17 protein-coding genes are annotated in these 15662 nt (G+C 64.5%); 4 read left to right on the top strand and 13 right to left on the bottom strand.

The features are described from left to right. Positions 1–25 precede the first annotated feature (25 nt). Positions 26–1054 (bottom strand): hypothetical protein, encoded by a 1029-nt coding sequence (locus LXM88_RS32500; RefSeq protein WP_262543544.1) that lies wholly within the window; start codon positions 1052–1054, stop codon positions 26–28. Between the two features lie 452 nt (positions 1055–1506). After that, positions 1507–3336 (bottom strand): glutamine--fructose-6-phosphate transaminase (isomerizing), encoded by a 1830-nt coding sequence (glmS, locus tag LXM88_RS32505; protein WP_262543545.1) that lies wholly within the window; start codon positions 3334–3336, stop codon positions 1507–1509. A 156-nt stretch (positions 3337–3492) separates the two neighbouring features. On the opposite strand from glmS, the gene LXM88_RS32510 reads away from it, so the two are divergent. Then, complete coding sequence (locus LXM88_RS32510) at positions 3493–3984, top strand: Lrp/AsnC family transcriptional regulator (protein ID WP_034181959.1); 492 nt, start codon at positions 3493–3495, stop codon at positions 3982–3984. Positions 3985–4003: 19 nt separating this feature from the next. Here LXM88_RS32510 and panB read toward each other — a convergent pair whose 3' ends face one another. Beyond that, positions 4004–4858, bottom strand: coding sequence for a 3-methyl-2-oxobutanoate hydroxymethyltransferase (panB, locus tag LXM88_RS32515; RefSeq protein ID WP_262543546.1), 855 nt, complete (start codon positions 4856–4858; stop codon positions 4004–4006). A 77-nt stretch (positions 4859–4935) separates the two neighbouring features. On the opposite strand from panB, the gene LXM88_RS32520 reads away from it, so the two are divergent. Further along, positions 4936–5754 (top strand): AraC family transcriptional regulator, encoded by an 819-nt coding sequence (locus tag LXM88_RS32520; RefSeq protein WP_262543547.1) that lies wholly within the window; start codon positions 4936–4938, stop codon positions 5752–5754. Positions 5755–5782: 28 nt separating this feature from the next. Here LXM88_RS32520 and LXM88_RS32525 read toward each other — a convergent pair whose 3' ends face one another. Further along, positions 5783–6316, bottom strand: a complete 534-nt coding sequence (locus LXM88_RS32525) for a methylated-DNA--[protein]-cysteine S-methyltransferase (protein WP_262543548.1) — start codon at positions 6314–6316, stop codon at positions 5783–5785. Beyond that, positions 6313–7788, bottom strand: a complete 1476-nt coding sequence (locus LXM88_RS32530) for a DNA-3-methyladenine glycosylase 2 family protein (protein ID WP_262543549.1) — start codon at positions 7786–7788, stop codon at positions 6313–6315. Before LXM88_RS32530 ends, LXM88_RS32525 begins: the two co-directional genes overlap by 4 nt. A gap of 321 nt (positions 7789–8109) precedes the next feature. On the opposite strand from LXM88_RS32530, the gene LXM88_RS32535 reads away from it, so the two are divergent. Then, complete coding sequence (locus tag LXM88_RS32535; protein ID WP_262543550.1) at positions 8110–9402, top strand: MFS transporter; 1293 nt, start codon at positions 8110–8112, stop codon at positions 9400–9402. Between the two features lie 81 nt (positions 9403–9483). Here LXM88_RS32535 and LXM88_RS32540 read toward each other — a convergent pair whose 3' ends face one another. After that, positions 9484–10590 carry a LacI family DNA-binding transcriptional regulator gene (locus LXM88_RS32540; protein ID WP_262543551.1) on the bottom strand — a complete coding sequence of 369 codons (1107 nt, stop codon included), beginning with the start codon at positions 10588–10590 and terminating at the stop codon, positions 9484–9486. 101 nt (positions 10591–10691) lie between these two features. Here LXM88_RS32540 and LXM88_RS32545 point away from each other — a divergent pair, with 101 nt between their 5' ends. Next, positions 10692–11528 (top strand): NAD-dependent epimerase/dehydratase family protein, encoded by an 837-nt coding sequence (locus tag LXM88_RS32545; protein ID WP_047901749.1) that lies wholly within the window; start codon positions 10692–10694, stop codon positions 11526–11528. Positions 11529–11547: 19 nt separating this feature from the next. On the opposite strand, the gene LXM88_RS32550 is transcribed toward LXM88_RS32545, so the two are convergent. The 7 genes from LXM88_RS32550 to LXM88_RS32580 all read right to left on the bottom strand — a co-directional run bounded on the left by LXM88_RS32550 (position 11548) and on the right by LXM88_RS32580 (position 15614). Beyond that, complete coding sequence (locus tag LXM88_RS32550) at positions 11548–11868, bottom strand: DUF1330 domain-containing protein (RefSeq protein WP_262543552.1); 321 nt, start codon at positions 11866–11868, stop codon at positions 11548–11550. 393 nt (positions 11869–12261) lie between these two features. Next, positions 12262–12552 carry a toxin-antitoxin system YwqK family antitoxin gene (locus LXM88_RS32555; RefSeq protein WP_083281978.1) on the bottom strand — a complete coding sequence of 97 codons (291 nt, stop codon included), beginning with the start codon at positions 12550–12552 and terminating at the stop codon, positions 12262–12264. 201 nt (positions 12553–12753) lie between these two features. Next, positions 12754–12918, bottom strand: coding sequence for an FmdB family zinc ribbon protein (locus LXM88_RS32560; RefSeq protein WP_096476149.1), 165 nt, complete (start codon positions 12916–12918; stop codon positions 12754–12756). A 229-nt stretch (positions 12919–13147) separates the two neighbouring features. Beyond that, complete coding sequence (locus LXM88_RS32565; RefSeq protein ID WP_262543555.1) at positions 13148–13327, bottom strand: hypothetical protein; 180 nt, start codon at positions 13325–13327, stop codon at positions 13148–13150. 286 nt (positions 13328–13613) lie between these two features. Beyond that, complete coding sequence (locus LXM88_RS32570) at positions 13614–13991, bottom strand: RidA family protein (protein WP_047901744.1); 378 nt, start codon at positions 13989–13991, stop codon at positions 13614–13616. 362 nt (positions 13992–14353) lie between these two features. After that, on the bottom strand, positions 14354–15052 hold the full coding sequence (locus LXM88_RS32575; RefSeq protein ID WP_262543556.1) for a hypothetical protein: 699 nt from the start codon (positions 15050–15052) through the stop codon (positions 14354–14356). A gap of 103 nt (positions 15053–15155) precedes the next feature. Continuing rightward, entirely contained in the window at positions 15156–15614 is a 459-nt protein-coding gene (locus tag LXM88_RS32580) for a MerR family transcriptional regulator (RefSeq protein WP_262543557.1), read from the bottom strand. Positions 15615–15662: the final 48 nt, after the last annotated feature.

Consider the following 15662-nt stretch of genomic DNA (forward strand, 5'->3'; position numbering starts at 1 on the left):
TCGTTAGAGGTGCATCTGAGGAAGTTCACGACACTTGCGCGTCCGTTCGCGCTCGTGTCACGGCCTCCTGAATTGCCTGTTTCACCCATGGAGGGCTCAGCGCGTCCGATATTTCCGCGAACAGGGTACCGGTGCCATCAAATTTTGCATCGGGAAACGTCCAGGCGCGGTCTGTAGAGTGTTCGTACACTACAACGCCCTCTGGAAGCAGTCTCAGCGAGAAGCGGCTCGCTTGCCGGCCAGCTTCGGGCAGGGTCATCAAAAACTGCCCGCCGGGCTCAAGTACGTGCTGTGCCAGCGCACGGACATTTCTGCGCAACTTCCACATTGCGTCGGTTACTTTGCCTGGCGTTGACGCGGTCGTGACCCCGCCCCCAGGCGAGAAGTAAGCTTTCCCGTCGATGACTAACGGTGCGTCGAGTCCCGACTTTCGGAGCACCTTCCGGTCACCGTCAGTGGTCTCGCGCTCACGAGCGAGCATTCCTTTGAGTTCGAATGGTTCGATGACGGCGGGCCAGTTTCTGGCGACCACTCGAATCAGGTCCTCGCGAGCGAAAAGCAAGGAGTCCCCCGAGTGCGGAAGTATGTCGATGAGCAACGCAGCATCTACACCAAACATCGCGAACAACAGGAAATCCCCGCGAGCCGAGAAGTAGTCCTCGGTCGGGGCTTCTGCCAAGTGCAGGTGATGAATGCCCCAGTCGGCCCACAGCAGGTCGGTCCTTTCGCTACGCCTTTTCCCGCCTGAATCTGACCTGAGCAGCCCCTTGCTTTGGAACGGATTGATGTCATCGCCGTTCTGAATGGCGCGTTCGAGTGACCGAAGCGCACTGGCGACGGGCTCATCAAGCGACTTGGGAAACCGGTCAGAAGCATAAATCTGGCGCGGGCGGGGGGCGATTGTCCGCAGTCGAAAATCCATCCACCGAAGCAACGGAACGTGCAATCCGTCGACGTCGCCGCTGTGCTTGAGGCCGAATCCCACCAGGAGTTCGGTGGCAATTTGGTCGACGTTTTTGAAGAACTCTTCGTTTAGCTCTTCAAGTGTTTGCACGAGCCCTCCTTTCAGCAAAGTATCGGGCCCCGCCAACGGCAACCGTCTCAGCGATGAGCTACAAAGCGCAGCGACCGTCGACGACTGCGCGCAGCGCACATGTGCTGAAGAGGGGGCGGCGCCGGTAAAGCCCAAGTGATGACCGCATCATGAACATTCAACGCTCTCGGCTCGAACTATAAGTGCAAACGGCCGCCAAAAGGCGGCCGCTGCTTAGGGATTGTGACCACATTGCTGCTCTGCTCAAGAAAAATGACAGCGCTCGGGAGCTGCTTGAGGAAGGCGCCAGTCACGCATTATATTGCGAAAAATCTCACATATTGTTCATATACATCAATGACTTATAAAGTCAAACAATCCGCCAAGACTTCGCGAAATTGCATAATATTTTTTGCCGGAAATTGCAGTATATTTTTTCTCATTCCAACCCGTTCCGGATTCAGCCGCCGCCCTCACTCCACCGTCACCGACTTAGCCAGATTCCTCGGCTTATCGATATCCGTCCCTCTTGCCAGCGCAGCGTGATAAGCCAGCAACTGCATCGGCACCGTATGCAGAATCGGCGAAAGCGGCCCGTAGTACTCGTTGAGCCGAATCACCTCGATCCCGTCACCCGGCACCAACCCGCAGTCCACATCCGCAAAGACAAAAAGCCGCCCATTCCGCGCACTGACCTCATGCATGTTCGATCTGAGCTTCTCGAGCAGCATGTCATTCGGCGCAACGGCAATCACCGGCATCTCGTTACTGACGAGCGCAAGCGGCCCATGCTTCAACTCCCCCGCCGGATACGCCTCAGCGTGAATATAAGAAATCTCCTTCATCTTCAGCGCACCCTCGAGCGCGATCGGATAATGCATCCCGCGCCCGAGAAACAGCATATTGTCGCGCCTTGCGAGCAGTTCCGACCACGCCATGATCTGCGGCTCCAGCGCGAGCACCTTCGACATCGCGTCGGGCAGGTGCCGCAGCGCACGCAGATGCTCCTTCTCCTCGTCGTCACTCAACCGCCCGCGCACCTGCGCAAGCGACAACGTCAGCAAGAACAACGCAACGAGCTGCGTCGTGAACGCCTTCGTCGAAGCCACCCCGATTTCGATCCCCGCACGCGTCACGAACTGCAGCGCACATTCACGCATCAATGCACTCGTCGCGACGTTGCAGATCGCGAGCGTATGCATCATCCCGCTCTGCTTCGCGACATGCACGGCACCGAGCACATCGGCCGTCTCGCCGCTCTGCGACACCGCGACAACGAGCGTGCGCGGATTCGGCACGCCGTCGCGATACCGAAACTCGCTGGCAATTTCAACGCTCGCCGGCAGCTTCGCGATGCTCTCGATCCAGTACTTCGCGGTCAGCGCCGCGTGATAGCTGCCGCCGCACGCGAGCAGCAGCACCGAGTCGACCTCGTTGAACACGCGCCACGCACCGTCGCCGAACAGCTCGGGCATGATCGACGCGACGTCGAGCAGCGTATCGGCCACCGCCTGCGGCTGCTCGAAGACTTCCTTCTGCATGTAGTAGCGGTACGACCCGAGATCGGCCGCGCCGCTATGCGCGGCGACCCGCTGCACCGCGCGCTCGACGCGCTGGCCGGCCGCATCGACGATCCAGTAGCGATGCAGCTGGATATCGGCGACGTCGCCGTTCTCCAGATACGCGATGCGATCGGTGATGCCCGACAGCGCGATCGCGTCGGACGCGAGGAAATTCTCGCCTTCGCCGACGCCGACCACGAGCGGCATCCCGTCGCGCGCGCCGACGATGCGGTGCGGCTCGTCGCGGCACATCACCGCGATCGCGTAGCTGCCGCGCAGCCTTGCGACCGCGCGCCGGACCGCATCGAACAGGTCGCCGTCGTACAGGTGGTCGATCAGGTGCGCGATCGCCTCGCTGTCGGTCTGGCTCGCGAACACGTAGCCATGCGCCTGCAGTTCCGCTCGCAACTGGTCGCAGTTTTCGATGATCCCGTTGTGCGACAGCGCAATGCGCGCGTTCGCGTCGCTCGGCGAGAAGTGCGGATGCGCGTTGAGCGTGACGGGCGCGCCATGCGTGGCCCAGCGCGTATGCGCAATGCCGGTGTAACCCGACAGCGCATGCTCGGCGATTTCGCGCTGCAGGTTCGCCACGCGGTCGACACTGCGGGCGCGCGCCAGCGCACGGTCGCGGTAGACCACGACGCCGCACGAATCGTAGCCGCGGTATTCGAGCCGCTTCAGGCCGTCGACGAGGTTCGGCAGGATGTCCCGCTGGGCGACCGCCCCGACAATTCCACACATATCGCGCTCCGTAAATGTCCTGTCTGGATCAGTGAGAGCGATGGTAGAGGCGGTCGAGTGGAATTAAATTTCAAAATAACAACATAAATGAAACGAACGATAGATCGGCTATCATGTTGAAATTAAATTTCACATCCTGACCGGAAGGAGCCGCCGATGGCCGGCATCACCCTCGACGATCTCGACCTGCGCATCCTCGCGATCCTGCAGGACGACGCGTCGGTGTCGAACCTGCAACTGGCCGAGCGTGCGCTGTCGTCGCCGCCCACCTGCATGCGCCGCGTGCGCCGGCTGACGGAAGCCGGCGTGATCCGCCGGCAGGTCGCGGTGCTCGATCCGGTCGCGATCGGCACGGCCGTCACGGCGCTGATCGAGATCAGCCTCGACCGGCAGACGGCCGAAGACTACGACGCGTTCGAAGCATACGTGTGCGCGGAGCCGGCCGTCACGCAGTGCTACCGCGTGTCGCCGGGGCCGGATTTCGTCGTGGTGGCCGATCTGGCCGACGTCGCCGAATACGACGAATTCGCGCGGCGGCTGTTCACCGGCGCATCGAACGTCCGCAACGTGCGGACGTTTTTCTCGACGCATCGCGCGAAATTCGAGGCGAACGCGCGGGTCGCGCACGCGATGCGCAAGCGCGCGTGATCGCGTCGTTCGAGCGGCATCACGCGGCGGCGGCCGCGTCTGCCAGTTGCAGCGGCTTGCCGTACCCGAAGCAATGCGCCGGCTCGGGAAACACGCGCTGCCGCACGTCGTGCGCGTACTGGCGGATCGCGTCGCGCATCACCGCGTTCGCATCCGCGTAGCGCTTCACGAAGCGCGGCGTGTATGCATCGAATGCGCCGATCATGTCCTCGGTCACGAGCACTTGCCCGTCGCACGCGGGCGATGCGCCGATGCCGATCGTCGGGATCGTCAGCGTTTCGGTCAGATGGCGCGCGAGCGCCTCGGCGGTGCCTTCGATGACGACGCTGAACGCACCGGCACGCTCGGCCGCGCACGCGGCGTCGAACACCTGCGCGGCCGAATGCGGGTCCATCCCCTGTGCGCGGAAGCCGCCCGTCGCGTTGGCCTGCTGCGGCATCAGGCCGACGTGCGCCATCACCGGTATGCCGCGCTCGGTCAGGAAGCGGATCGTGTCGGTCATCTCGCTGCCGCCTTCGAGCTTCACGGCCTGCGTGCCGGTTTCGGCAAGCAGGCGCGCGGCGGAGCGATAGGCCTGCGCGGGCGATTCCTGGAACGTCGAGAACGGCAGGTCGACGACGACGCACGCGTGCGCGGCGCCGCGTACGACGGCCGCGCCGTGTGCAATCATCATGTCGAGCGTGACGCGCAGCGTATCGGGCATCCCGTACAGCACCATGCCGACGGAGTCGCCGACGATGATCACGTCGGCCACGTCGTCGACGAGCTTCGCCATCGGCGCGGAATACGCGGTCAGCGACACGAGGCTGCCGATGCCTTTGGTCGAACGGATCGCGGTGACGGTCTTGCGGGTGGTGCGGGTATGAGCGCTCATGAACGGAAGCCGTGTGAAAGAAGAGCCGCCACGGTAGCATCGCGCTCGTTCGTGCAATGACCTTCGGAGGACGTCTTATGTTGCTGGCGGGACAATCGGGTGACCCTTACGCGGTGCCGCCGATGGCGCGCCTGCCGCGGCCGCTGTACGTGCGAGCGTTCGGGATTCCCGGCAACGTGAGCGTCGACGCGCACAGTCATCCGTGGGCCCAGCTGATGTATGCGACGAGCGGCGTGCTCGAGGTGTCGACGCCGTCGGGCCGGCAACTGCTGCCGCCGCACTACGCGATGTGGATTCCGCCGCACGTGCCGCATGCGGTGTCGACGCGCGATTGCGTCGCGTTCCACAGCCTGTATCTCGACGAAGCGATCGCACGCAGCGACGCGAACGACGATTGCACGATCCTCTGCATGACGCCGCTGCTGCGCGAGCTGGTGATTGCCACGGCCGAATTGCCGGTGAACTACGACGAGACGGGGCCGGACGGCGCGCTCGTGTGCCTGATCGCCGACCGGATCGCACGGATGCGGCCGGCGCCGCTGACGGTGCCGCTGCCGCGCGATCCGCGTCTGCTGAAGATCGCCCGCGCGTTGCATGCGTATCCGGGCGATCCGCGCAGTCTCGACGAATGGGGCCATCAGGTCGGTGCGACGCGGAGAACGTTGTCGCGGCTGTTCCGGCAGGACACGGGGCTGTCGTTTACCGAATGGCGGCAGGCCGTGCGGCTGCTCGCGTCGCTGCCGCTGCTCGATGCCGGCGAGCCGATCGGTGCGGTGGCCGCGCAACTGGGCTACGACTCGACGTCGTCGTTCATCGCGCTGTTTCAGGCGAAGTTCCGAGAGACGCCCGGTGCGTACGCGAAGCGTGAAGCGCGCCGGCCCGTGTTGAACGCGTGATGCGGCAACGCGTGCCGCCGATCGTCACTCAGAACGCGAGCGTCGTCTGCACCGGATGATGCGCACCGCGCTGGAATCCGGCGCCTTCGAGCGACAGCAGCGCGCGCTTGCGGTCGATGCCGCCCGCATAACCGGTCAGGCTGCCCGACGCGCCGACCACGCGATGGCACGGCACCATGATCGCTACCGGGTTCCGGCCGACCGCACCGCCTACGGCGCGCGCGGCGCTCATCGGCAACCCGACGCGTTCGGTGATGTCCCCGTACGACACGAGTTCGCCGAACGGAATCGCGAGCAACTCCTTCCACACACGCCGCTGAAACGTCGTGCCGCGCAGGTGGATCGGCACGGAGAACGTCTCGCGCATGCCGGTGAAGTATTCCGCGATTTCTTCCGCGACCTTGCGCGCGATCGGCGAAATGACGCGCGCGTTGGCTTCCGGTGCGATCGCAAGCGACGGGAAGTATTTCTGGCCGACGAAGAACAGGCCCGTCAGCGCATCGTCCTCGATACGCACGGCGATGTCGCCCAGCGGGCTCGGAATCAGGTGAGCGGGAGTCATCGCGATACATCTCCATGTAGACGCCACACATGCAGTGCGGCATACGCGCGCCACGGCGCCCAGCGCGCGTCAGGTGGCGCAGATGATGGCATGCGCGTGCGTTCGATGTGTTCGGTGCGCGCGGGAAGCAACGCATCGTCGGCCGGGAACGCATTCGGCCAGGCCATCGCACGCATCGCGACGTACTGCACCGCGCGCTCGTCGAAGCCGGGCATCGCGCGCAGCGCGGCGAGCGTCGCGTCGAGCGGCGCCATCGGTTCGAGTGCGAGCATGCCGTCGGCGACCGCGCGGGCGAGCGACACGATGGCCTGCGCCGTTTCGCGCGTAATGCCGGGCGTTTCAAGCGCCGCCGGCGGCAGGGCGGCCAGCGTCGCCGCGGAAGGCAGCGCGTGCATCAGCCCCGACGGTGCGCCTTCTACCTTGGTGCCGAAACGTTCGGCGATGCGCGCGAGTACCGCGCCCGCATGCGCTGCCGCGAGCCGTTCGCCCGTGATCGCGCGAAGTGCGATTTCGAGGCCGTCGAACGCGCCGGGCACACGCAGGCCGGGCGAGCCGCTCGCGAGTGCGCTGAGATGCGCGTCGATCACGTCGGGGCGGCTGTCGAGATCGAACAGCCGCCGCACGCGTGCGAGCACGGCCGGCACGACCGGCGTCAGCGCGGGCGACACGGTGACAGCCAGCGCGAAGCGCTGCGGCACGTGCGCGACGGACAGCCACCCGGTCAGGCGGCCACCATCGTTCCGGCTCGGCAATTCGACGACGCGCGCATAGCCTTGCGCATCGATCCGCTCGACGCCGTCGATCTGCCGCTGCGCGAGAAAGCGCATCAGGTCGGCCCACGCGAACGGCGGCCGGTACGGCAGCGGGAACGTCATGTCGCCATCGGCGGACGCGCCGGCCCCTTTGCGAAGCCGCAGCGGATTGAGGCCGTAGCGCTGCCGGAACAGGTCGTTGAAGCGCCGCACGCTGCCGAAGCCGGCCGTCGACGCGACGACGGCCACCGGCAGCGCGGTGTCGGTCAGCAGCCGCTTGGCCATCAGCAGCCGATGCGTCTGCGCGAACTCGACCGGCGACACGCCGAACTGCGCGGCGAAGATCCGGCGCAGATGGCGTTCGGTCACGCCGACGCGCTGCGCGAGCGCGTCGACGGAATGCGCGTTCAGGAAACCGTCCTCGATCAGCGCGGCGGCCGCGTCGGCGAGATTGCCGGACAGGTCGAGCAGCCCGTGGCCGGGCGCGAGTTCGGGGCGGCAGCGCATGCACGGCCGGAAGCCGGCTTTCTCGGCGGCTGCGGCGGTCGGGTAATAGCTGCAGTTCTGCGCTTTCGGCGGTTTCACCGGGCAGACGGGGCGGCAATACACGCCCGTCGTCGCGACGCCGACGAAGAACCAGCCGTCGAAGCGGCGGTTCCGCGAGAGCAGGGCGTCGTAGCAGGTGTCGGGATCGAGGCGCATGAAACGACTGTAAACCATCCCCGTCGGCGATTCTGGCTGGAATCGGACATGTGGTTCGGTGGCCGTGCCCCAATTTGCGCGCTGGAAAATCCGGGAAAAACGGTTAATGCCACGTTGCGAAACAGTCGTCTCTTTTGCCGCGACGAATTTGAGATGACTCATCGAAATCCCCGACTGACAGTGTGCCGGCTGACGCCCTATCCTTTGAAAAACGTTTTCCAGATTAGTTGGCGATCGTCCGTGCCGCGCTAGCGCGCCCCGGCCGGCCGCCCCGGCGCCGGTCGCCGATCAACGAATATCGTGCGGCGCGACGGGCGCGGCCGCGCGTCGGAGACATTCATGCAATCTGCCGTCGTCGGCACGGTGCGCGCCGTCGCCAGCCGCTACCGCTGGACCGTCTGTGCGCTGCTGTTTTTCGCGACCGTCATCAACTACATGGATCGGCAGATTCTCGGCCTGCTCGCGCCGATGCTCCAGCACGACATCGGCTGGAGCCAGGTGCAGTACGGCCGCATCGTGATGGCGTTTTCCGCGTTCTACGCACTCGGCCTGCTCGGCTTCGGGCGCATCGTCGACTGGCTCGGCACGCGCGTTTCGTACGCGGTGGCGATGCTGGTATGGAGCATCGCCGCGATGCTGCATGCGACGGTCGGCTCGGTAATGGGCTTCGCGTTCGTGCGTGCGCTGCTCGGGATCGGCGAGGGCGGCAACTTCCCGGCCGCGATCAAGACGACGGCCGAGTGGTTCCCGCGCCGCGAACGCGCGCTTGCCACCGGCATCTTCAACTCGGGCGCGAACATCGGCGCGGTGTTCGCACCGGCGATCATCCCGGCGATCGCGGTGGCCTACGGCTGGCGCGCGGCGTTCGTGATCATCGGCGCGATCGGCATCGTGTGGCTCGCGGTGTGGCTCGTGCTCTATCGCCAGGCCGATACGCGCGCGCTCGCCGCGGAATACGACGAGCCGCGCGACGAAGCCGAAGCGATGGACGCGGCGAACGCGAACGCCGGTGCGCCGCGCTGGGGCGAACTGATCCGCAAGCGCGAGACGTGGGCGTTCCTGATCGGCAAGTTCCTGACCGACCCGGTGTGGTGGTTCTACCTGTTCTGGCTGCCGAAGTGGCTCAACGAGTCGCGCGGGATGGACATGCAGCACATCGGACTGCCGCTCGTCTGCATCTACGCGCTGACGACGGTCGGCAGCATCGGCGGCGGCTGGCTGTCGTCGATGCTGCTGCGCGCCGGCTGGAGCGTGAACGGCGCGCGCAAGACGGCGATGCTGATCTGCGCGTGCTGCGTGCTGCCGATCGCGTTCGTGTCGCAGGTGCAGAGCCTGTGGATCGCGGTGCTGATCGTCGGCCTGGCCGCCGCCGCGCACCAGGGCTGGTCGGCGAACCTGTTCACGACGGCCTCCGACCTGTTCCCGCGCCGCGCGGTCGCGTCGGTGGTCGGCATCGGCGGGATGGCCGGTTCGATCGGCGGCGTGCTGTTCTCGGAAGTGATCGGCCAGGTGCTGCAACGCACGGGCCACTACTGGGTGCTGTTCGCGATCGGCGCGTCGGCCTACCTGATCGCGTTGGCCGTGATGCATGTGCTCACGCCGAAGATGAAGCCTGCGAAACTCGACGCTTGATCGCAGGTCGGCAAACGAATGCGCCGCCTAGTGCGGCGCGTTTGCTTTGGTGGAACGGAGGAGTGGTGCGGAGCAGGTCGATCAACCGACCGCCGCCGCCGTCGACGCGCGCATGATCAGCCGCGGCTCGAACGTCGAATAGCTCGCATCGGTGCGCCCCGCGAGCGCGTCGATCAGCTTCTGCATCGCCAGCTCGCCCATGTTCTCGCTCTGGATGTCGACGGTGGTCAGCGCGGGCGCCGCGTATTCGCCGTACGGCACGTTGTCGATGCCCGCGACCGATACGTCCTGCGGCAGCCGGAAGCCGAGCGACGCGGCCTCCTTCATGAAGCCGAGCGCGATCAGGTCGTTGTAGCAGATCACCGCCTGCGGGCGTTGCGGCCCGAGCATCACGCGCGAGCACGCGCGCTCGCCGGCTTCGGCGGTCGGCGCATGCGCGTCGTGCACGTCGAGCGTGAGCCCGGCTTCGGCGAGACAGTCGCGCGCGCCCTGGATCCGCTCGTCGTTCACGCGTGCCGTGCCGAAGCCGAGATACGCGATGCGCGTATGCCCGAGATTGAGCAGGTGGCGCGCGAGCATGTAGGTGGACAGCCGGTTGTCGATGCCGACGCTCGGAATCGGCAGGCCGGGGCTGCGACGCAGCAGCACGAGCGGCTTGTTGAGATCCATCATCCAGCCGGCTTCGTCGTCGGGCATCCGCGTGCTGACGATCAGCCCGTCGACGCGCTGCGCGAGCGCCTCGATCAGCGAGCGTTCGCGCGCCTGGTTCTCTTCGGTATCGACGAGCAGCAGCGTGTAGTCGTGCTGCAGCGCGATCCGGTTCGCGCCCTTGACCACGTTCGTGAAGTGCGGGTTGCTGATGTCGAGGATCACGAGGCCGATCGTGCGCGTGCGCCCGGTGATCATCGAGCGCGCGAGCGGGTTCGAACGGTAGCCGAGCCGCTCGATCGCTTCCTTGAGCCGTGCCTCTACGGTCGGCGAGAAGCGCTGCGTGCCGTTCACGTATTTCGATACCGTCGCGACCGACACGCCGGCTTCCGCGGCCACGTCGCGGATCGTCGGGGAAACTTTTTTCATCCGGAGGGTAACGTTTTCGTTCGATAACGCCGGATTGTGGCAGAAAAAGCCGGCACGCGGCCGCGCGTCGATATCGGGAAAGTGCGGATGGCTGCGAACGGGTTCGGCCATTGACGTTCGGTTGCGGTCCCGCGTATAGTTGGAAAACGTTTTCCGATTCGGGTCAAAAACCGGTTCGGAGTCCAGGTCAGATTCAAGGAGAAGGAGATTCGATGAACGCCTCATCCACCGGCGCGCGCAAACCGTTCGGGCGCCTGTTGCTGACGGGCGCGGCCGGCAACCTCGGCCGCCAGTTGCGCGGCGCACTCGCGGACTGGGCCGACGTCGTGCGCGTCAGCGACATCGCGGCGCTCGGCGACGCGGCCGCGCATGAAGAAGCCCGTGTCGTCGATCTGGCCGACCGGCCGGCGGTGATGCAGCTCGTCGACGGCGTGGACGCGATCGTCCATCTCGGCGGCATTTCGGTCGATGCGCCGTTCGACGATCTCGTCGGCGCGAACATCACCGGCACGTACAACCTGTATGAAGCCGCGCGCAAGCACGGCGTGAAGCGCGTCGTGTTCGCGAGCTCGAACCATGCGATCGGTTTCCATCCGGTCACCGAAGTGCTCGACGCCGATTCGCCGCTGCGCCCCGACAGCCTGTACGGCGTGACGAAATGCTTCGGCGAATCGCTGTCGCGTTACTACTTCGACCGCTTCGGGATCGAGACCGTGTGCTTGCGGATCGGCTCGTCGTTCGAAGTGCCGAAGAATCCGCGCATGCTCGTGACGTTCCTCAGCTATCGCGACTTCATCGAGCTCGTGCGCTGCTCGCTGCTGACGAACCGCGTCGGCCACGCGATCGTCTACGGCGCGTCGGACAACCCGGTGAAGTGGTGGGACAACACGAAGGCCGGTTTCCTCGGCTTCCGTCCACGCGACAGCTCCGAGCAGTTCGCGGAGCTGTTCCCGGTCGCGGCGCCGACCGCCGACTACGACGATCCCGCGCAGCGGTTCCAGGGCGGCGGCTTCGTCGTCGGCGAGCCGATGGAGCGGAAGGCTTCGTAGGTGTCGCAGGCGTCGCGATTCAGCGCAGGATGTCGGTCGCCTTGTGCCGTTCGTCGACGCCGTCGATCAGGATCAGCGGGCCGCTCGCGTGCCGTGCGCGCAGCGGCTGGATCTGCCGGTACGCGTCCGATTCGTACCACGCGCGCGCCGTGTCGAGATCGGGAAACGCGATCGCGATCAGGTCGCCGCGCCACACGCCTTCGCGTACCTCCGGCCGCGCGCCGTGAATCACGAAATGGCCGTCGAACGGCGCGGGCGTGCCGTCGATGCGTTCGAGGTATTCGACGATGTCGTCGCACATGTCGACGTCGTGCAGGTGGGCGATCGCGTAGGCGGTCATGGCTGGCTCCTTGGCGTGACGCGGTTCGTGCGTCGATGGAGCCATGATCGCGGCGCGGGCGGCGCGCGTCGATTACCTGCGACGTAAGCGAATCAGTACAGCTGCGCGTACGCGTGCCGACCTGTATACCGCTCGCATGGTGCGACGGCATTCACGCGTACCTGTCGATGTCCAGCCCACTCTGAACCGGTGAAGGCTGTCGAGCAACGCGTTTCCGGAAGCTTGTTCACTGAACGCTGAACTCGTAGTTCATTCAGCTTTGAACGATCAATGGTGCGGTTCACTTTAGTCTGAACTTTCCGTGGCGAGAACCACGCGCTGCCAACGTCAGAAATAGCACGGCAGGCCGCTGCCGACTGCGGATTCAACCCGTTGCTGCCGGGCAAGCTTGCGCTATGTTTCGGGCTGACCATCTGCATTCCAATACGTCCAGGCTCCAACCTCGGTTCCCCGATCATAGTTACCGGACGCAGCAATGCTGCCATTTGGATGGAAGTCCTTCCATGGACCATGTTCGACGCCATGGTCATAGTTTCCCTCGGAAACTACGGTGCCATTCTCGCTATACGCGACAAAGAGGCCATGCCTAATCCACCGACTGCCATCGGAAGTGAGGTATCGAGAGTAACGATATTTGACGTCACCGTTCTCGTAATAGATCTCCGCGATTTCCAAATCGGGCATGCTCTATTGTTCTCCGAGTTTCCCAGAATCCCAGTCCGAGTTTCTTGCCTGCGAAGCATATCAGTGACCGCTCCTGGCCGAACTCGGTCGATTTGGCTAGCGAACAAGTTTTATGCGCCGCCGTTAATCCGCCGGGCAGTCGTCCCTCTCTTTGGGAAGGATCTCCGCACAAAAAAGTGAAGTGATGCTGGCGGACCGAGCTCAGCTCTTGCTCGACGTCTTTGCTACAAACGGCGTGGGCGCATGTTGAACCTGTTCGCTTCCACACTTTGGGCAGTGCGGGTGAGCGGTTTCATGCTCCGCGAGATGTTCGACATGTTCGAATGTCTCACCACACTTCTCACAACGGTATTGGTAGGTCGGCATGGCATCCCTCCAGCACGAAGCTTGCAAGTGGCGCCACGGACGAAGCCCAGGCGGCGTGCAGCACCCCAGATGAGACATTGTAGTGCAGGAGATGTGCACACACTAATCGGCCATGCATGGCCGTACCCGGAGCGGTCTTTCGGTGCTGTCAGGAGCGGTCGTTCTGAGACACATACGTTGACGTCGCACATACGCGCGTACGCCATATAGATGGAATTTCTCTACGGGACTACGCCAACGGTGACGGTAGCGAGCTTCCGTCCTCGAATGTTCCGAGAAGTGTGCGCGCTTCTTTCAGTAGGCGCTCGATTTGAACGAAAGGTAAGTCCTTCTCGAATAGGGAAACCTCCAGCGATTTTTTGGCATCGCTGCGAAATACTTCGGCAACAACCTCTCCATTGTCGTTCAAGAGTTCGAGTCCAAGTCCATCGCGCAGGACGTCTGATGCCGTTTGAAGTCGAAATGCCCTACTTACATCTCCGGTCATGAGGATTGGCCCTTAAAATGTCGACAAGGTAGATGCTGGATGGGCAATTGTCGGCAATCCAGGGCGCGGCGTCGGGCGACTGCTTCTGGCCGAACCTGGTCGGTTCTCATTCCGGCAGTCCGCAACTGGCTCGAACCGACCCGAAACAGTCAGGCGCCTGGCGCGGGAGCGGACGCTCAAGGGTGCGCATGACCCCGCCGTGCTGGGGTCAAGGCTTATAAGCAATGGCCTCGATTTCTACCTTGGTGCCGACCATGTTTGTCGCCTGTACTGTCGAACGTGACGGTTTGTTCTCGCGGAAGAACTCTCCGTAAACGCGATTGAATTCATCGAAGTCGCGAGCGTCTTCAAGCCAGACGGTTGTCTTCACGACGTCCTCGAGCGTGCAACCCGCGAGCGCGAGTACATGAGCGACGTTCTTCAACGTCTGACGTGTGTGAGCTTCTATCCCGCCAGCGACGATGCTGCCGTCTTCGTCTCTGGCTACCTGACCGGATACAAACACAAAATCGCCAGCTTTCGTCGCTAGCGAGCGTGGCAGGGTTCGTGTGCCCGGATTGCTCTCTGCAAAGTTCTCAATCGTCATTTGAGTCACCTCCGCAAACCAGTGTGCCCCTGCGACCGCCGATGATCAAGGAGCGCATCGCTGAAAAACCTCCGCCGCCTTTTCTGTACCCCACGCTCTGCAGTCGAACCATTTCTCCTGAAATCCTGCGAGCGTCCGGTGACGGGGCCAAGTTCACTTGCGTCCGCTCCTGGCCGAATCGAGTCGGATGACCCGACGTCCGCGTGGCTCCCTGTTGCAGGCCCCGCCCGGCCCCGTGCTCGATGGCTTCGGTTGCTACGCTTGCGCCTGATCACTTTGGGCCGCCAGTGTGCGCTGCGCCGAGTTCAGCGTTACGTGAATCTCGACAGTACCCGCCTCCGTCATCGTCAGCCGCGCCGCGGTCAGTGCTGCTTGCGGCAAACCGGATCGGTCTCGCGCCGCTCGCTCGATTCGCACCAGTAACTCGGCCGCCACGCTGCGAACGCGACGGCGTTCGCCGCATCGGCGCGCGTGACGCGAACCGGGTCGGCCTTCAGCGCATCGCCGTTCGGGTCGTCGTTGAAGCGCCAGTTGCGGAACACTTCCCGATGAAACACCCACGTGCGATGTGCGGCGTCGTAGCGAAAGCTCACGCGGTCGCGCCAGTGGCTCGGGCCCGCGAATACGCCTTGTTCGACCGTGAACGCGCGCGGCTCGACCGTGAGCGCGTTCTCGGCGACGCCATCGAGATACGGGTCGCCCATGCCGCCTTCGTCGGCTTTCATGATGACGGTGTCGTTGCGCGCCGCCAGCCGGTAGCGCCCGTCGGTGCCCAGCAGGAAGATCAGCAGCGGACGCGGCGACGGATTGCGCATCGAATCGCCGGGCCGATGCGCGACGACCACATAACCGGCGCGCGGGCTGTCGGTCAGGCGTCCGGATGCGGCATCCAGCGCTTCGTAACCGGCGGGAAGCTGCGCGACGATGTCGTCGGGAAGATCGGGCGTGTCCGGACAACGGATCGACGGCGGCGTGTCGCCGCATTGCGTGGCGTATGCATTGCCGATGCCGAATGTCAGCAGCGCGGCGACGAGGAATCCTCTGAAGCGGGGGATCGTCATGCAGATAAGGTCAGGATGTCGCGGTGCGGAAGCCGGCGCGTACTGTCGGCTCGTCTCGCCGCAGCGCGGGTTGATGGATCGGTGGGTGACGCCGTGTAATCAGTCACGCGCGCTTGCGCGTCGGCCGTGCGACGGGTGCCGGCGCCAGCGGTTCGCCGAACTGCTCGCAGAGCCGGTCGAGCATGCGTTGCGCGGCGCCCGCGCAATCCTCGCCCGCCGGCTTGTTCTCGATCTCGTCGATCAGCGTCTCCAGATGGCGCCGGTTCTGCGCGAGACGCTGTTCCAGCAGCGCGATTTCGTCGACCTTGTGACGCAGCGCAACCAGCAGTTCGTCGCGCGGCCACGCGCCGAGATCGGGCGGCAGCACCGCGCGGATTTCGTCGAGCGCGAAACCCGCGCGCTGCGCGCGGTCGATGATCGCGAGCCGCGTCAGCGCTTCCGGCCCGTATTCCCGATAGCCATTCGCCTGCCGGCGGGCCGGTTCGAGCAGGCCGCTCGCTTCGTAGAAGCGGATGCGCGACGCCGCGAGGCCGCTGGCCCGCGCCAGTTCGCCGATTTTCATGGGGTGCTCCAAAGGGGCTTGACCTTAAAGTTGACTTTAAAGTTATCG

This window comes from Burkholderia sp. S-53 (assembly GCF_025560745.1).
Lineage (GTDB): Bacteria > Pseudomonadota > Gammaproteobacteria > Burkholderiales > Burkholderiaceae > Burkholderia > Burkholderia pyrrocinia.